Source organism: Geodermatophilus sp. SYSU D01186 (assembly GCF_054050215.1).
On sequence record NZ_JBJGYW010000015.1, the window covers coordinates 1 to 15,552 of the forward strand.

At 77.6% G+C, this 15,552-nt stretch carries 17 protein-coding genes; 3 read left to right on the plus strand and 14 right to left on the minus strand.

Features of this window, described 5'->3' with window-relative positions:
- Positions 1 to 123: 123 nt before the first annotated feature.
- The 3 genes from hflX to ACI784_RS12545 form a co-directional block, all read right to left on the minus strand.
- Entirely contained in the window at positions 124 to 1,272 is a 1,149-nt protein-coding gene (gene hflX / locus ACI784_RS12535) for a GTPase HflX (RefSeq protein ID WP_457013704.1), read from the minus strand.
- A gap of 135 nt (positions 1,273 to 1,407) precedes the next feature.
- Entirely contained in the window at positions 1,408 to 2,427 is a 1,020-nt protein-coding gene (locus tag ACI784_RS12540) for an S-adenosylmethionine:tRNA ribosyltransferase-isomerase (protein WP_457013705.1), read from the minus strand.
- Positions 2,424 to 3,122 carry an SDR family NAD(P)-dependent oxidoreductase gene (locus ACI784_RS12545; RefSeq protein ID WP_456921406.1) on the minus strand — a complete coding sequence of 233 codons (699 nt, stop codon included), beginning with the start codon at positions 3,120 to 3,122 and terminating at the stop codon, positions 2,424 to 2,426. Before ACI784_RS12545 ends, ACI784_RS12540 begins: the two co-directional genes overlap by 4 nt.
- A 72-nt stretch (positions 3,123 to 3,194) precedes the next feature.
- On the opposite strand from ACI784_RS12545, the gene soxR reads away from it, so the two are divergent.
- From soxR to arr, 3 genes are all read left to right on the plus strand, one after another.
- Positions 3,195 to 3,665, plus strand: a complete 471-nt coding sequence (gene soxR / locus ACI784_RS12550) for a redox-sensitive transcriptional activator SoxR (RefSeq protein ID WP_456921407.1) — start codon at positions 3,195 to 3,197, stop codon at positions 3,663 to 3,665.
- 99 nt (positions 3,666 to 3,764) lie between these two features.
- Positions 3,765 to 4,616, plus strand: coding sequence for a 4,5-DOPA-extradiol-dioxygenase (gene ygiD / locus ACI784_RS12555; protein WP_457013706.1), 852 nt, complete (start codon positions 3,765 to 3,767; stop codon positions 4,614 to 4,616).
- Between the two features lie 45 nt (positions 4,617 to 4,661).
- Entirely contained in the window at positions 4,662 to 5,093 is a 432-nt protein-coding gene (gene arr, locus ACI784_RS12560) for an NAD(+)--rifampin ADP-ribosyltransferase (RefSeq protein ID WP_457013785.1), read from the plus strand.
- 10 nt (positions 5,094 to 5,103) lie between these two features.
- Here the strand turns inward: arr and cobA are convergent, their stop codons facing one another.
- From cobA to ACI784_RS12615, 11 genes are read right to left on the minus strand one after another with little or no spacing between them, the layout of a single operon-like run.
- A complete protein-coding gene (cobA, locus tag ACI784_RS12565) occupies positions 5,104 to 6,363 on the minus strand; it encodes a uroporphyrinogen-III C-methyltransferase (RefSeq protein ID WP_457013707.1) in 1,260 nt (419 codons plus the stop codon).
- Positions 6,360 to 7,460, minus strand: coding sequence for a nicotinate-nucleotide--dimethylbenzimidazole phosphoribosyltransferase (gene cobT, locus ACI784_RS12570; RefSeq protein ID WP_456921522.1), 1,101 nt, complete (start codon positions 7,458 to 7,460; stop codon positions 6,360 to 6,362). The genes cobA and cobT overlap by 4 nt, the downstream gene beginning before the upstream one ends.
- Positions 7,457 to 8,530: an Rv2231c family pyridoxal phosphate-dependent protein CobC gene (gene cobC, locus ACI784_RS12575; RefSeq protein ID WP_457013708.1), complete on the minus strand. Its 1,074-nt coding sequence runs from the start codon at positions 8,528 to 8,530 to the stop codon at positions 7,457 to 7,459. The genes cobT and cobC overlap by 4 nt, the downstream gene beginning before the upstream one ends.
- Positions 8,527 to 8,868, minus strand: a complete 342-nt coding sequence (locus ACI784_RS12580; protein WP_456921411.1) for a cobalamin biosynthesis protein — start codon at positions 8,866 to 8,868, stop codon at positions 8,527 to 8,529. The genes cobC and ACI784_RS12580 overlap by 4 nt, the downstream gene beginning before the upstream one ends.
- Positions 8,865 to 9,704 carry an energy-coupling factor ABC transporter ATP-binding protein gene (locus tag ACI784_RS12585; protein ID WP_457013709.1) on the minus strand — a complete coding sequence of 280 codons (840 nt, stop codon included), beginning with the start codon at positions 9,702 to 9,704 and terminating at the stop codon, positions 8,865 to 8,867. The genes ACI784_RS12580 and ACI784_RS12585 overlap by 4 nt, the downstream gene beginning before the upstream one ends.
- On the minus strand, positions 9,701 to 10,435 hold the full coding sequence (gene cbiQ, locus ACI784_RS12590) for a cobalt ECF transporter T component CbiQ (protein WP_457013710.1): 735 nt from the start codon (positions 10,433 to 10,435) through the stop codon (positions 9,701 to 9,703). Before cbiQ ends, ACI784_RS12585 begins: the two co-directional genes overlap by 4 nt.
- Positions 10,432 to 10,824 (minus strand): energy-coupling factor ABC transporter substrate-binding protein, encoded by a 393-nt coding sequence (locus tag ACI784_RS12595; RefSeq protein WP_456921415.1) that lies wholly within the window; start codon positions 10,822 to 10,824, stop codon positions 10,432 to 10,434. Before ACI784_RS12595 ends, cbiQ begins: the two co-directional genes overlap by 4 nt.
- Complete coding sequence (locus ACI784_RS12600) at positions 10,821 to 11,516, minus strand: energy-coupling factor ABC transporter permease (RefSeq protein WP_457013711.1); 696 nt, start codon at positions 11,514 to 11,516, stop codon at positions 10,821 to 10,823. The genes ACI784_RS12595 and ACI784_RS12600 overlap by 4 nt, the downstream gene beginning before the upstream one ends.
- Positions 11,503 to 12,885: a cobyrinate a,c-diamide synthase gene (locus ACI784_RS12605; RefSeq protein ID WP_457013712.1), complete on the minus strand. Its 1,383-nt coding sequence runs from the start codon at positions 12,883 to 12,885 to the stop codon at positions 11,503 to 11,505. Before ACI784_RS12605 ends, ACI784_RS12600 begins: the two co-directional genes overlap by 14 nt.
- On the minus strand, positions 12,882 to 13,496 hold the full coding sequence (gene cobO, locus ACI784_RS12610; protein ID WP_456921418.1) for a cob(I)yrinic acid a,c-diamide adenosyltransferase: 615 nt from the start codon (positions 13,494 to 13,496) through the stop codon (positions 12,882 to 12,884). Before cobO ends, ACI784_RS12605 begins: the two co-directional genes overlap by 4 nt.
- Complete coding sequence (locus ACI784_RS12615) at positions 13,496 to 15,505, minus strand: putative cobaltochelatase (protein WP_457013713.1); 2,010 nt, start codon at positions 15,503 to 15,505, stop codon at positions 13,496 to 13,498. Before ACI784_RS12615 ends, cobO begins: the two co-directional genes overlap by 1 nt.
- Positions 15,506 to 15,552 lie beyond the last annotated feature (47 nt).

The following is a 15,552-nucleotide window of genomic DNA, read 5'->3' on the forward strand; positions in this document are numbered from 1 at the left end:
TCGATCCAGACATACAGTGCGGTCAGGAGGGTGTTTAGGTCGGTTCTCACACCCCGAGCCTGGGCACCCTCCGCCTGCGCCTACAGCGCCCTTCGGCCCTGCCCGCCGATAGGACTTACTCGTCTAGCCGCCCAGCCGCTCCTCCACCGCCCGCCGGAGGTCCTCGGTGCCCTCGCCGGTGAGGGCGGACACCGGGACGGCGTCCGGATGGGCCACCTGCAGCGCCGCCACCCACTCCGGCGGGGCGACGTCGACCTTGTTGAGGGCCAGCAGTTCGGGCTTGTCGCGGGCGCCGATCTCGTAGAGCACGCCACGGACCGTCGTCACCTGCGCCATGGCGTCGGGGGCGGAGGCGTCCACGACGTGCAGCACCAGGTCGGCGTCGGTCACCTCCTCCAGTGTGGAGCGGAAGGCGTCGACCAGCTGGTGCGGCAGGTGGCGGACGAAGCCGACGGTGTCGGTGAGGGTGTACTCGCGGCCGCCGGGGGTGCGGGTTCGGCGGACCGTGGGGTCCAGCGTGGCGAACAGCGCGTCCTGGACCAGGACGTCGGCTCCGGCCAGCCGGTTCATCAGCGCGGACTTCCCGGCGTTGGTGTAGCCGGTCAGCGCCACCGCGGGCACCCGGTTCCGGCGGCGCCGCAGCCGGGTGCGCTGGCGGCGCCGGGCGGTCTCCTGCACCTGCCGGCGCAGCAGTGTGATCCGGCGGCGCAGGTGGCGCCGTTGGCTCTCCAGCCGCATCTCGCCGGGTCCGCGGACGCCGGTGCCTGCGCCGCCCGCCGTGCGGCCGCCGCCGATCCGGGACAGCTCCGTGCCGTGCCCGGTGAGCCGGGGCAGCTGGTAGGCCAGCTGGGCCAGCTCGACCTGCGCCTTGCCCTCACTGCTGCGCGCGTGCTGGGCGAAGATGTCGAGGATCAGCGCCGTCCGGTCGACCACGCGCGCGTCCAGCCGTTCCTCGAGGTTGCGGACCTGTGCGGGGGACAGGTCGCCGTCGGCGATCACCAGCGCGGCCTGCTGCTCGCGCACGAGCTCGGCGAGCTCGCCCACTTTGCCGGCGCCCAGGTAGGTCGCCGGGTCGGGCCGGTCGCGGGCCTGGACCATCCGGCTGACGACGGCCACCCCGTCGGTCTCGGCCAGCCGCGCCAGCTCGTCGAGCGGGTCGCCCGAGCCGCCTGCGCCGTCACCGCCGGCCCGCAGGCCGAGGAGGACCGCACGGGGGCTGTCCGCATCACCGTCGGGGGGCGCCTGTGCGCCCAACAGCCACGTCCCTGGCACGTCCGCCTCCCGGGCCCGGGCCGCCGGCCCGGGGTCGGCGCCGGAAGAGGTGGGGCCGTCCTGGCCCGGTGCCCCGCGGGGCGCGCTCCGGCCCCTCCAGCGTCGCCGACGGAGCGCGCCCCTGCCACCCCGCGCTCAGGGCAGGAACAGCATCGTGTCGCCGTACTCGTGCCACAGGTAGCCGCCGTCGACCGCGTGGGCGTAGGCGCGGTCGACGAGGTCCCGCCCGGCCACCGCCTCGAGCAGCAGCAGGTGGCTGGCGTCGGGCGCGTGCAGGCCGGTCACCAGGCCGTCGACCACACGCGCCGGGCGGTCGGGGCCCAGGACGAGGTCGGTCCAGCCGGCGGCCGGGCGGGGAACGCCGTCCTCACCGGTCGCGGACTCCAGCGCGCGGGTGACCGTGGTGCCGACGGCGACCACCCGCTGCCCGGCCGCGCGGGTGCTCTCCACCAGTCGGGCCGTCGCCGGTGGCACCCGGAACCGCTCGGGCGCCGGCGGCTCGTGCAGCTCCGGGCTGGAGACGCCGGCGTGCAGGACCACCGGGGCGACGACGATCCCGCGCGCCATGAGCCGCACGAGCAGCCGCTCGGTGAACGGCCGGCCCGCGCTGGCGTTCTCCGCGCTGCCCGGCTCGGTGGCGTAGACGTTCTGCGTGTCGGACAGGGACGGCGCGGCGGTGAGGTACCCGTAGCGGATCGGCTGCCCGTGGCGGCGCAGGTGGTCGGCGACCGGGACCGGCGGGTCGGGGCGGGCCCGCCACAGCCGGGAGGCCCGGGCCGGGTCGGGGAAGCCCGCGAGCAGCCGAAGGCGGACGCCGCCGGGCAGGCCCAGCACGGTGCCGGGTTCCACGCCGCGGTCGGGGCCGTCGTTGCCGGGGCGGCGCACCTCGACCACCCAGTCGCCGTCGTCCAGCGTCGTCGAGACGTGCAGCGGGGTGCTGGTGCCGTCGGCCCGCCGGGCGTCCAGGCGGGCGGGCAACGTCGCGGAGGTGTTGACCACGAGCAGGTCGCCGGGCTCCAGGTGCTCGGGCAGGTCGCGGAAGGTGGCGTCGCGCAGCCCATCGGGTCGGACCACCATCAGCCGGACGCCGTCCCGGGCGAGCCCGCGGTGCTCGGGCGGGGCGGTCGCCTCCCGGCCCATCGCCACCGCGGTCACCGGGTCACCTCCAGCCGGACGGGGAGGTCGGCGGCGCGGTAGCGGCCGCTGGGGAGGTCGCCGTCGACCAGCGTCAGCAGCGCCGGGACGACGGACTCCGGGCCGGGCAGGCCCGTGGCGTCGGGGTCGGCCGCGTGGTGCATGTCGGTGGCCATGTCGCCGGGGTCGACGGCGTACAGGCGCAGGCCGGGGTGCTCGACGGCGAGGACGGCGGTCAGCTGGTCGAGCGCGGCCTTGCTGGCGCCGTACCCGCCCCAGCCCTCGTAGGCCTCGACGGCGGCGTCGCTGCTGATGTCGAGCACCCGCCCGCCGGCCCGCTCGAGCGCCGGCAGCACCGCCTGCAGCAGGGCCAGCGGGGCGACGGTGTTGACCGCCAGCACCCGCTCGAGGGCCGTGGCCGGCAGGTCGGCCAGACGGGGCAGCGGGGTGGGGCCGAGCTCGCTGGCGTTGTTGACCAGCAGGTCCAGGCGGCCGGGGACGGCGGCGGCGAGTGCGGCCCGGTGGCCGGGGTCGGCGACGTCGCCGGCGATCGCCGTGACGAGGTCGGGGCGGGGGAGCGCGGCGACGGTGGCGGCGAGGCGGTGGGGGTCCCGGGCATCGACGACCAGCCGCCACCCGCGCCGGTTCAGGGCCTCGGCGAGGGCGGCGCCGAGGCCGCGGGACGCTCCGGTGACGAGTGCGGTCGGTGTGCTCATGGAGCTACCGTCGGAGTTCAAGTGAACTTGAGGTCAAGGGGTTCGAGCCGGCTCGAGGGAGAGGAGCCCGCCGTGGCGGACGAGCTGACCATCGGCGAGGTCGCGCAGCGGTCGGGGGTGGCCGCGTCGGCGCTGCGCTACTACGAGGCGCAGGGCCTGGTCGCGGCGTCCCGGACCGCCGGGGGTGCCCGGCGCTTCCCGCGCAGCGTGCTCCGCCGGCTGGCGTTCATCCGGGCGGCGCAGAACGTCGGGCTGACGCTGCCGGAGATCCGGGCCGCGCTGGCCACCCTGCCCGAGGGGCGGACGCCGTCGGCGCGGGACTGGGCGCGGCTGTCGCAGGGTTGGCGGGACCGGCTGGACGAGCAGATCGCCGCGCTGGTCCAGCTGCGGGACGGGCTGGCGTCGTGCATCGGCTGCGGCTGCCTGTCGCTGACCCGGTGCGCGCTGTCCAACCCCGGCGACGTCGCGGGTGGGGAGGGCCCGGGGGCGCGGTGGCTGTCCCCGGCCCTGCGGCGGGTGCCGCCCACCTCCAACGCCGGGTGACCACGGGGACCGACGCGGGGTGACGGCCCGCACCACCTCGCCTCCGGCGCGGGGGCGGGAGATGATCAGCTGATCGCCGTCGACGAGGGGAGCGACCCCATGCCGGTCATGCCCGCCGCGTTCATCGGCCACGGCAACCCGATGAACGCCCTCGAGGAGAACCGCTACACCCAGGCGTGGCGGGCGTTCGGGCAGTCGGTGCCCCGGCCGCGGGCCATCCTGGTCGTCTCGGCCCACTGGTACGTGCACGCCACCGCCGTCACGGCGATGCCCCGGCCGCGCACGATCCACGACTTCTTCGGCTTCCCCCGCGAGCTGTTCGACGTCAGCTACGAGCCGCCGGGCCTGCCCGAACTGCACGAGGAGATCTCCGACGTCGTCCACCCGACGTGGATCGGCGCCGACCTCGACAGCTGGGGCATCGACCACGGCACCTGGTCGGTGCTGCGGCACGCCTTCCCCGACGCCGACATCCCGGTCGTGCAGCTGTCGATCAACGCGCTCAAGCCGTTCGACTACCACCTGCAGCTGGGCGCCTCCCTGGCTCCGCTGCGGGAGGACGGCGTGCTGGTGATCGGCAGCGGCAACGTCGTCCACAACCTCGGCGGGGTCAGCCGCGCGCTGCCCGACGCCGGGTTCGACTGGGCGCGCCGCTTCGACGAGCAGGCCCGCGAGCTCATGCAGCTCGAGCCCACGGAGGTGGCCAAGCTCGACGGGCACCGCGACTACGACCTCGCCGTCCCGACGCCGGACCACTTCCTGCCGCTGCTCTACGTCGCCGGCGTGGCCGGGGCGACCGGCACGACCGCCGACGTGCTGGTCGACGGCTACGCCTACGGGTCGCTGTCGATGACCGCCTACACCGTCGGCATGACCCCGCCCGTGGTCGACGGCGCCGGTTTCGCCGCGCCGCTGCCCGAGGAGCCACCCGCCGACGGCGCCAACATCTGAGTGGAGGCGACGGTGGGGCCCGACGACGCCAGCCACCACGTCCCCGTGACCTACGACCGCTGCGCACACGTCACCGGCCCCTTCTTCCACGGGACGAGGTCCGCGCTCCAGGTCGGCGACGAGCTGGTGCCCGGCCGCGGCTCCAACTTCCATGCGGGGCGGGTGTCGAACAACGTCTACTTCACCGCGCTCGTGGACACCGCCGTCTGGGGCGCGGAGCTCGCGACGGCGCTGGCCGGGAGCGGGGAGCGGGGACGCATCTACGTCGTGGAGCCACTGGGGCCCTTCGAGGACGACCCGAACGTGACGGACAAGCGGTTCCCGGGTAACCCGACGCAGTCCTACCGCACCCGCCACCCGCTGCGCGTCGTCGGCGAGGTGGAGAGGTGGCAGGGGCACGACCCCGACGTCCTGAAGAGGATGCTCGACCACCTCGCCCTGCTGCGCGAGCAGGGGCTGGACGTCATCGAGGACTGACCCCCGGCCGTCAGCGCCGCGGGCTGAGCTCCGCGGCCAGCGTCACGACCTCCCCGACCACCCAGACCGCGGGCGGGCGGATGCCCTCGTCGGCCAGCGTGCGGGCCAGCCCGGCCAGTGTGGTGCGCACCGTCCGCTGCGTGGGGGTCGACCCGTCGGCGACGACGGCCACCGGGGTGTCCGGGGCGCGGCCGTGCTCGACCAGGGCCGCGGCGATGGCCGGGGCGGTGTCGACGCCCATGAGCACGACCAGGGTGCCCTGCAGCCGGGCCAGCGCCGTCCAGTCGGTCAGCGACGACGGGTGCCCCGGGGGCACGTGCCCGGAGACGACGACAAACTCGTGGGTGAGCCCGCGGTGGGTCACCGGGATGCCGGCCAGCGCCGGGACCCCGATCGCCGAGGTCACCCCGGGCACCACCTCGACCGGCACGCCCGCGGCCGCGCACGCCGCCAGCTCCTCCATCCCGCGGCCGAAGACGAACGGGTCCCCGCCCTTGAGCCGCACCACCCGCTTCCCGGCCCGCGCGTGCTCCACCAGCAGCGCGTTGATCTGCTCCTGCGCCATGTACCGGCCGCGGGGCAGCTTGGAGGCGTCGATGACCTCGACGTCCGGCGGCAGCGAGGCCAGCAGCGACTGCGGCGCCAGGTGGTCGGCCACCACGACGTCGGCCTGCGAGACCGCCTGCTGGCCGCGGACGGTGATCAGCCCCGGGTCGCCGGGCCCGCCGCCGACGAGGACGACGGTGCCGGGGCGCCCCTCCGGGGTGGCGCGGGCGGCGCGGTCGCGGATGCTGCCGTCGGTGAGCCCGGCGACCACCGCGTCGCGGACGCCGACCGCCCGCTGCGGGTCACCACCGCCGTGGACGCCGACGACGAGGTCGCCCTGCCGGCCGACGGCGGGGGTCCAGACGCTGGACGCGGCGCGGTCGTCGGCGCGCGCGCAGAACAGCCGGGCCCGCTCGGCCTCCTCGGCGACGGCGGCGTTGACCGCGGGGTCGTCGGTGGCGGCGACCGCGTACCAGGCGCCGTCGAGGTCGCCGTGCTGGTAGCCGCGGCGCACCCAGGTCACCGCCCCGGGGCCGACCAGGGCCTCCAGGGCCGGGGTGACCTCCGGGCTGACGACGGTGACCAGCGCGCGGGCCTCCAGCAGCCCGGCCACGCGGCGGTGGGCGACCTGGCCCCCGCCGACGACGACCACCCGCCGGTCCAGCAGCCGCAGCCCGACCGGGTAGACGACCCCGCTGGCGGGGTCGACCGGTGTGGCGTTCATGCGTCCTTCCCGGTGACGCCGGCGGAGTCGAACGTTGCGACGTCGCGCAGCGCCCGGGCCGCGCTCGCGACCAGCGGCAGCGCCAGCAGCGCGCCGGTGCCCTCGCCGAGGCGCAGGTCCAGGCCCAGCAGCGGGCGCAGGCCCAGGGCGCGCAGCGCGAGGCCGTGCCCCGGCTCGGCGGAGGTGTGCCCCGCCAGCGCGTGCTCCAGGGCGGTCGGGCACAGCGCCGCGGCGACGAGCGCGGCGGACCCCGCGATGACCCCGTCGAGCAGCACGGGCACGCGGGCCGCCGCGGCGCCCAGGACGAAGCCGGCCAGCGCGGCGTGTTCCAGACCGCCCACCTCGGCCAGGGCGGCCAGCGCCGCCTCGGGCGTGGTGGGCCGCTCGGGGACGCGGGCCACCGCACGGGTGACCACCTCGACCTTGCGGGCCAGGGTGCGGTCGTCGACGCCGGTGCCGCGGCCGGTGGCCTCGGCGGGGCTCGCGCCGGTGAAGGCGCAGACCAGCGCCGCGGACGCGGTGGTGTTGGTGATCCCCATGTCGCCGGTGACGAGGCTGGCGTGGTCGGCGGCGAGCGCGGTCGCCACCTCGATGCCGGCCTCGACCGCGCGGCGCGCCTCGTCGACGGTCATCGCCGGGCCGGTGGCGAGGTCGGCGGTGCCGGGGCGCACCGTGCGCGCGAGCAGCGCGGGGCCGGGCTCGACCGCGTACGAGGTGGCCACCCCGACGTCCACCACGACGACGTCGGCGCCGAGCTGCGCGGCGAACGCGTTGACCACCGCGCCGCCGCGGGCGAGGTTGGCCACCATCTGCGCGGTGACCTCCTGCGGCCACGGCGTGACCCCCTGGGCGTGCACCCCGTGGTCCGCGGCGAACACCGCGACCGCGGCGGGCACCGGCAGCGGCGGGGGGCAGGCGCCCGCGGTGCCCGACAGCTGCGCGGCGACGTCCTCCAGGACGCCCAGCGAGCCCGGCGGCTTGGTCATCCGGTCCAGCCGGTCCCGGGCGGCGCGCTCGGCCTCGGCGTCGCGGGGGGCGACCGCGGCGATCGTGTCCCCCAGCAGGGTGCCGGCGAACGGGGTCGGGTCGGTGCTCAGCGGATCTCCTCGGGCTGGCGGGGCTGGCCCCGCGGCGTCGGTGGCGCGGGAGGGATCCCCTCCAGGATCGCAGCGAGGTCCGCGGTGAACGCACGCGAGGTCGCCGGGTCGCGGACGGCGACCCGCAGGTGGTCGGCGGACAGGCCCGGGAAGGTGTCCCCGCGGCGCACCGCCCAGCCCCGTTGCCGCAGCTCCGACCGCACCTGCTCCCCGCCGGGCACCCGCAGCAGCACGAACGACGACCGCGGCGTGCCGAGCACCTCCACCCCGGGCGGCAGGGCCTGCAGCAGCACCTCCCGGTGGTCGATGAGGTGGTGCGCCGCGGCGGTCGCCTCCGCCCGGGCCGTGGACGTGGTGCAGGCGGTGAGCGCGGCCAGCGCGGGGGAGGAGACCGGCCAGTGCGGCTGGTGCGCGGCGAGCGCGGCCACCAGGTCCGGCGACCCCAGCGCGTAGCCGACCCGCAGCCCGGCCAGCCCCCACGTCTTGGTCAGGCTGCGCACCACGAGCAGCCCCGGCAGGTCGCGGCGGCCGGCCAGCGAGGCGGGCTCCCCGGGCACGGTGTCGGCGAACGCCTCGTCGACCAGCAGCACACGCCCGGGCCGCGCCAGCGCGGCGACGTCGTCCCGCGGGTGCAGCACCGAGGTGGGGTTGGTCGGGTTGCCGAGGACGACCAGGTCGGCGTCCTCCGGCACGGCGGCCGGGTCGAGCCGGTACCGCGGAGCCGCCAGGAGCAGCCGCTGGACCGGGTGGCCGGCGGCCCGCAGCGCCGCCTCCGGCTCGGTGAACGACGGGTGGACGACGACCGCGCGCCGCGGTCGCAGGGCCCGCGCCACCAGCGTGAACACCTCGGCGGCGCCCGCGGCGAGCAGCACCTCCGCGGAGGGGCGGCCGTGCGCGGCGGCGACCGCGGCACGGGCCGGGCCGGCGTCCGGGTAGGCGGCGGCGTCCTCCAGCGCGGCCTGCAGGACGGCGCGCAGCCACGGCGGCGGGGTGCCCGCACGGACGTTGACGGCGAGGTCGGTCAGGCCGGGCGCGAGCTCGGCGTCCCCGTGGTGCTGCAGGTCGGTCATGCGGCCACCGCCACGGTCACCCTCCCGACCACCGTCCGGCCCACCAGCAGGGTGCCGCCGCCGAGCAGCGCCGCGGCCTCCGCGACCGACGCCGTCCCCACCGCGGCCGCCACCCGCGGGGACGGGGCGGGGACGGGGACGGCGGCCAGCGCGGCCGCCGGGTGCCCGGTCAGCGGCCAGCCGCGGGCGGCCGCGGCGGCCCGCATCCCCGGCTCCGCGGCGCGCGCGTCGAGCGTGGCCAGCCGGACGCCGTCGGCCCCGGCCGGCAGGACGGCGTCCACCGCGGCCAGCACCTCCGCCGCGCTCACCCCCGGCCGCGCCCCCACCCCGACGATCACGGGGCCACCCCCTCGGGGAGTGCGGCGAGCAGCTCGTCGGCGTCCCGCGGCAGGGCGCCGTCGGGCAGCAGGCCCAGCGTCCGCAGGCGGGCGCCGACGGCCAGCGCCCACGGGCGGTCCAGGCGGGCCCGGGCGAGCAGCGCGTCGTCGGCGAGCAGCTCCGTGGGCGCGCCCTGCACCACGGTGCGGTCGACGACGACGGCCACGTCGTCGGCCCAGCGCAGCGCGAGGTCCACGTCGTGGGTGCTCATGACGACGGTGGAGCCGGCGGCGCCCAGCCGCTCCAGCGCCCGCAGCGCCTCGGTGACCGCCGAGGGGTCCAGCCCCGCGGTCGGCTCGTCGAGCAGCAGCACGCAGGGCCGCATCGCCACCGCGCCGGCGATGGCCACCCGCTTGCGCTCGCCGTAGGAGAGCTGGTGGGTCGGGCGCCCGGCCAGGCCGGTCACGCCCAGCAGGTCGAGGGCCTCGGCGACACGGGCCCGGACGGCGTCCTCCGGCAGGCCCAGGTTGAGCGGGCCGAAGGAGACGTCCTGGGCGACCGAGGCGCTGAACAGCTGGTCGTCGGGGTCCTGCAGGACCAGCTGCACCTCCTGCCGGTGCGCCCGCAGCCCGCGGCGGGTGTACCGCAGCCGCTCCCCGTCGAGCGCGACCGTGCCGGCGGTGGGCTCGAGGGCGCCGGACAGGCAGCGCAGCAGCGTGGTCTTGCCGGACCCGTTGGCGCCCAGCAGCGCCAGGCGCCGTCCGGCGGGGACGGTGAGGGCGGCGCCGTCGAGCACCCGCCGGCCCCGCTCGTAGCCGGCGACCAGGCCCTGGGCGGTCAGCGTGCGGTGGCTCACGCGAGCAGCCCCACGGCCACCAGCGCCGCCAGCCCGGCGGCGGTCGCGGCGAGGAACGGCCGGGACGACGGCAGCGCCTCGGGCAGCACCCGCAGCCCGGTCTCCATCCCGCGACCGGCCAGGCCCTCCTGCAGCCGGCGGGCGCGGTCCCAGGAGCGGGTGAGGACGGCGGCCGCGAGCACCGCCGAGGAGCGGTAGGAGCGGCGCACCGACGAGTGACCCATGCGGGCGGTCTGCGCCTCGCGGACGGCGGTCAGGCTGGTCAGCAGCACGAACAGCAGCCGGTAGGTGACCGCGGCGACCTCCACGACCGCGGCCGGCACCCGCAGGCGGCGCAGCGCCGGCAGCAGGTCCGACACCGGCGTGGTGGTGGCCAGCAGGAGCACCGCGGCGCTGCCGGCCAGCGCGTGCCCGGCCAGCGCGCCGGCCCGCGCCACGGCGTCGGGCGCCCAGCCCAGCCCACCGTCGCCGACGGAGACCACCGAGGTCAGGGCGCCGACGGCGACGAAGCCCAGCGGCCAGCGCACCACGCGGCCGAACGTGCGGGCGGGGACCCGGGCGGGGCCGAGGGCGAGGACGACGGCGGTGAGGCCGACCAGGAGGCTGCCCGGCCACGCCGGCAGGACCAGCGCGCAGACCACCAGCCCGAGCGACAGCAGCAGCTTGTCGCCGGGGGCCCGGCGGCGCCAGGCGCTGGCCCAGGCGGCGTCGTCGATCGCCAGGGAGCTCACGGGCGCGGTGCCTCCGGCGCGTCGGCCCGGGCGGCCTCGACCGCGGGGGTGCTCGTCGCCGCCCCGGCCGCGGGGCTGCTCGTCGCCGCCCCGGCCGCCGCGAGGGCCTCCCGCAGGGCCCGCCGGTTGCGCAGCCGGCCCAGCACGTAGCCGAGCACCCCGGCGCCCGCGGCGGCCTGCAGGGCGAACAGCCCGGACTCGACCTCCGCGGAGCCGGCGGAGAACACCGAGTCGAACCACGGCGTGTAGCCGGACTCCTCGATCAGCTCGGTGGCCTGCCCGTCCGTGCCGCCGAACTCGGCGCTGCCCGCGTGCAGCAGCAGCGGGACGGCGACGAGCACGACGACGCCCAGGACGAGCAGGGCGGTGACCAGGTGGCGGCGGTTCATCGCGCGCCCTCCTCGTCGACCGCGGCCGCCGGGCGGGGGAGGACCCCCAGCCGTTGCAGCTCCGGGCGGGCGTTGACCGTGAGCACCCGGAACAGCAGCACCCCGACCAGGCCCTCGGCCAGCGCCAGCGGCACCTGGGTGACGGCGAAGACGCCGAGGAACTTCGCGACGGCGCCGGCGAAGCCGCTCTGCGCGTCGGGGAAGGCCAGCGCCAGCTGCAGCGACGTCGTCACGTAGGTGGCGAGGTCGGCCACCGCCATGCCGGCGAAGACCCCCGGCAGCAGCCCACCGCCCAGCCGGCGGGTCAGCCGGTAGGCGCCGTAACCGGCCCACGGGCCGACCACCGCCATCGAGAAGGCGTTGGCGCCCAGCGTCGTGAGCCCGCCGTGGGCCAGCAGCAGGGCCTGGAACAGCAGGACGACGGTGCCCAGCAGGGCCATGACGGGTGGTCGGAACAGGATCGCGCCCAGCCCCGTGCCGGTCGGGTGGCTCGAGCTCCCGGTGACCGACGGCAGCTTGATCGCGCTGAGCACGAAGGTGAACGCCCCCGCGGCGCCGAGCAGCAGGGTCGACTCCGGGTTCTCGCGCACCTCCTTGACCACCGCCCGCGCGCCGTGGACGACGAAGGGGGCGGCGGCCACCGTCCAGCCGATCGCGTGCGCCGGTGGCAGGAAACCCTCAGCGATGTGCACGTCGCGCCCCCTCTGAGACGGTCGCCGCGCAGGCGGCCACGAAACGCCCGGCCACGGCCGGGGACCCGGCCCAGTTCAGGTGCAGGTAGCTGGCGTGCACGCCGCCGGAGACGAAGCCCTCCGGAGCGGCGCCCGCCCACCGCCACGCCGGCGCCGCGCCCGCGGCCGGGGTCGCGACGGTGCGGTGGAACTCGTGCCCGCGCACCCGGGTGCCCGCCGGGGCCAGCACGGAGTCGGTGAGCGCCACCGCGGCGCGGTAGCCGAGGGTCAGCCCCGGGGTCATCGCCGCGTCGGTGTCCAGGACGCCGCACATCGGCAGCCCGTCGAGGCTGCGGGCCAGGTACAGCAGCCCGGCGCACTCGGCGGCGACCGGCCCTCCGCGGGCGGCGAGCGCGGCGACGTCGTCCCGCAGCGCGGTGTTGGCCGACAGGTCCGCGGCGTGCACCTCGGGGAAGCCGCCCCCGACCACCAGCCCCGCGGTGCCCGCCGGCAGCCGCTCGTCGCGCAGCGGGTCGACGGTCACCACCTCGGCGCCGGCGGCGGCGAGGAGCTCGGCGTTCTCCGCGTACCCGAAGGTGAAGGCCGCGCCACCGGCGACGGCGATCCGCGGCCGGCCAGGCACCGGGGCGACCTCCGCGGCGGGGTCCCACGGGTCGGCGTCCAGCGGCGGGGCCGACCGCGCCAGGCGCAGCACGGCGTCCAGGTCGACGGCCGCGGCGACCGCCTCGCCCAGCGCGCCGACCGTGGCCAGGGCCTCCGCCGAGCGCTCGGCCGCCGGAACCAGGCCGAGGTGCCGGGACGGCGTGGCCAGCGCGTCCAGCCGGCGGATCGCCCCGAGCACCGGTACCCCGGAGGCGCCGAGTGCGTCGCGCAGGATCTGCTCGTGCCGGTCGCTGCCGACCCGGTTGAGCACCACGCCGCCCAGGCGCACCGTCGGGTCGAACGTGGCGAACCCGTGCACCAGCGCGGCGACGGACTGCGCCTGCGCCGAGGCGTCGACGACGAGCACGACCGGTGCCCGCAGCAGCCGGGCGACGTGCGCGGTGGAGGCGAACCCCGGCTCGACCGAGGGGTGGGTGGCGCCGTCGAACAGGCCCATGACCCCCTCGACCACGGCCACGTCGGCTCCGCGCGCCCCGTGCAGGAACAGCGGCACCACCCGTTCCTCGCCGACCAGCACCGGGTCGAGGTTGCGGCCGGGGCGGCCGGCGGCGAGGGCGTGGTAGCCGGGGTCGATGTAGTCGGGGCCGACCTTGTGCGGCGAGACCGACAGGCCGCGGGCGGTGAGGGCGGCGGCGAGGCCCGTGGCGACCGACGTCTTGCCGGAGTTGCTGGCCGGCGCGGCGACGACGACGCGAGCGAGGCTCACCACTCGATCCCCCGCTGGCCCTTCTGGCCGGCGTCCATCGGGTGCTTGACCTTGGTCATCTCCACGACCAGGTCGGCGGCCTCGACCAGCGCCGCCGGGGCGTTCCGCCCGGTCACCACCACGTGCTGGGTGCCGGGGCGCTCGCGCAGCGTCCGCACCACGTCGTCGACGTCCACCCAGCCCCACGCCAGCGGGTAGGTGAACTCGTCGAGCACGTAGAACCGGTGCGCCTCGGCGGCGAGGTCGCGCTTGATCTGCGCCCAGCCCTCGGCGGCGTCGGCGGCGTGGTCGACCTCGGTGCCCTGCCGGCGCGACCAGCTCCAGCCCGAGCCCATCTTGTGCCAGACCACCGGGCCGCCCTCGCCGGTCTGCTCGTGCAGCCGGCCCAGCGCGGTGAGCGCGTTCTCCTCGCCCACCTTCCACTTGGCGCTCTTGACGAACTGGTAGACCGCGATCGGCCAGCCCTGGTTCCACGCCCGCATCGCCATGCCGAACGCGGCGGTGGACTTGCCCTTCATCTCCCCGGTGTGGACGACGAGCAGCGGCCGGTTGCGCCGCTGGCGGGTGGTCAGCCCGTCGTCCGGGGTGACTGCGACCTGCCCCTGCGGCATCAGGCGGCCCTCGCCGTCCGGACCGTGGCCGCCAGCGAGTCGGCGGCCAGCTCCTCCAGCCGCAGCGTCGTCGCGCCCAGGTGGGCCCCCAGCTCCGCGGCCAGGCCCAGCCGCACCGGGCCGGACTCGCAGTCGACGACGACCGCCGCCGTCCCGGTCGCCGCCAGCAGGCCGGCGGCGGCGTGCGCGTCGGCGACGTGCGCGCCGCCCCGCGCACCGGTGGCCCGGCCGTCGGTGACGACGACGAGCAGCGGCCGGCGCTGCGGATCGCGCACCCGCTCCACCCGCAGCGTCTCGGAGGCCCGCAGCAGACCCGCCGCCAGCGGGGTCCGCCCGCCGGTGGGCAGCTCCCGCAGCCGCGCGGCCGCGGCCTCCACCGACCAGGTGGGCGGCAGCGCCAGCTCGGCGCCGGAGCCGCGGAAGGTGACCAGACCGACCTTGTCCCGCCGCTGGTAGGCGTCCAGCAGCAGCGACAGGACGGCGCCCTTGACCGCGGCCATCCGCGAGCGCGAGCCCATCGAGCCGCTGGCGTCGACGCAGAAGAGGACCAGGTTGCCCTCGCGGCCCTCGAGGGTGGCCTGGCGGAGATCGCCGCGCCGGACCCGCAGCCCGGGCCCGGTGCGGCCGCGGGCGGCCTGGTGCGGTGCGGCGGCGAGGACGGTGGCGGGCAGGTGCAGCCGCGTGACGGTGCCGGGCGGGTGGGTCGAGCCGACCACCCGGCCGCGCTCGGCGCGGGCCCTGGACCGCCGGCCGGCCGCGCCCGCGCCGATGCCGGGCACCTCCAGCCGGCGGGTGCGGAACGGGTCGCCCGGCGCGACGGCGGCCCGCTCGGGCGCCGGCCCGCCGCCCGTCTGCCCGCCGTCCGTCTGCCCGCCCTCCGTCTGCCCGCCCTCCGTCTGTCCGCCGTCCGTGCGCTCGCGGGCATCCGGCGCGGGCGGGGGCGCGGGGCCGTCACCGGGCGGGCCGCCGTCGTCGTCGGGGCCGTCGTCCTCGGGCTCCTCGGGGCGGGCGTCCTCGAGCGCCTGGTCCAGCGTCGACTCGTCCAGCCCCGGGGCGTCGAACGGGTTGCGCCGCCGGCGGTGGGGGAGGGCCAGCCGGGCGGCGACCCGGACGTCGTCCTCGGTGACCTCGTCGCGGCCGCACCAGGCGGCGTGGGCGATGGCGGCGCGTGCGGTGACGAGGTCCGCGCGCAGGCCGTCGACGTCGAACGCCGCGCACACGGCGGTCACCTGACGCAGCGCGTCGTCGGAGAGGACGACGTGCGGCAGGCGGGCGCGGGCGTCGGCGATGCGGGCCGCCAGCGCGGACTCCTCGGCGGCCCACTGCGCGGTGAACCCGGCGGGATCGGCGTCGAACGCGAACCGGCGGCGCACCACCTCGGCCCGCTCGTCGGGGTCACGGGGGGCGGCGACCTCCACGGTGAGGCCGAACCGGTCGAGCAGCTGCGGGCGCAGCTCGCCCTCCTCGGGGTTCATCGTGCCGACCAGCAGGAACCGCGAGGCGTGCCGCACCGAGACGCCCTCGCGCTCGACGTAGGCGGTGCCCATCGCCGCGGCGTCCAGGAGCAGGTCGACCAGGTGGTCGTGCAGCAGGTTGACCTCGTCCACGTACAGCACGCCGCGGTGCGCCGCGGCGAGCAGCCCGGGCTCGAAGGCCTTCACGCCCTCGGTCAGCGCCCGCTCCAGGTCCAGGGAGCCGACGACGCGGTCCTCCGACGCCCCGACCGGCAGCTCGACCAGCCGGGCCGGGCGGGTCTGCGCCGGGGCGGCGGTGTCGTGCGGCCCGTCGGGGCACGCCGGGTCCGGCGCGGCGGGGTCGCAGGCGAACCGGCAGCCGGCGACGACGTCCACAGGCGGGAGGACGGCGGCCAGCGCGCGCACCGCCGTCGACTTCGCCGTGCCCTTCTCACCCCGGACCAGCACACCGCCGACGGCCGGGGAGACGGCGTTGAGCAGGAGGGCCAGCCGCATGTCGGCCATGCCGACGACAGCGCCGAAGGGATAGGTCATGCGGGTCGACCGCGCATGGCACGCGTCCTCTCCCCGGGTGTCCACGC

Coding starts and splice junctions, on each gene's coding strand:
- ACI784_RS12545 (WP_456921406.1), bottom strand. CDS start 3,122: ATGAGCACACCGACCGCACTCGTCACCGGAGCGTCCCGCGGCCTCGGC.
- ygiD (WP_457013706.1), top strand. CDS start 3,765: ATGCCGGTCATGCCCGCCGCGTTCATCGGCCACGGCAACCCGATGAAC.
- cobA (WP_457013707.1), bottom strand. CDS start 6,363: ATGAACGCCACACCGGTCGACCCCGCCAGCGGGGTCGTCTACCCGGTC.
- cobC (WP_457013708.1), bottom strand. CDS start 8,530: ATGACCGACCTGCAGCACCACGGGGACGCCGAGCTCGCGCCCGGCCTG.
- ACI784_RS12595 (WP_456921415.1), bottom strand. CDS start 10,824: ATGAACCGCCGCCACCTGGTCACCGCCCTGCTCGTCCTGGGCGTCGTC.
- cobO (WP_456921418.1), bottom strand. CDS start 13,496: ATGCCGCAGGGGCAGGTCGCAGTCACCCCGGACGACGGGCTGACCACC.
- ACI784_RS12615 (WP_457013713.1), bottom strand. CDS start 15,505: ATGACCTATCCCTTCGGCGCTGTCGTCGGCATGGCCGACATGCGGCTG.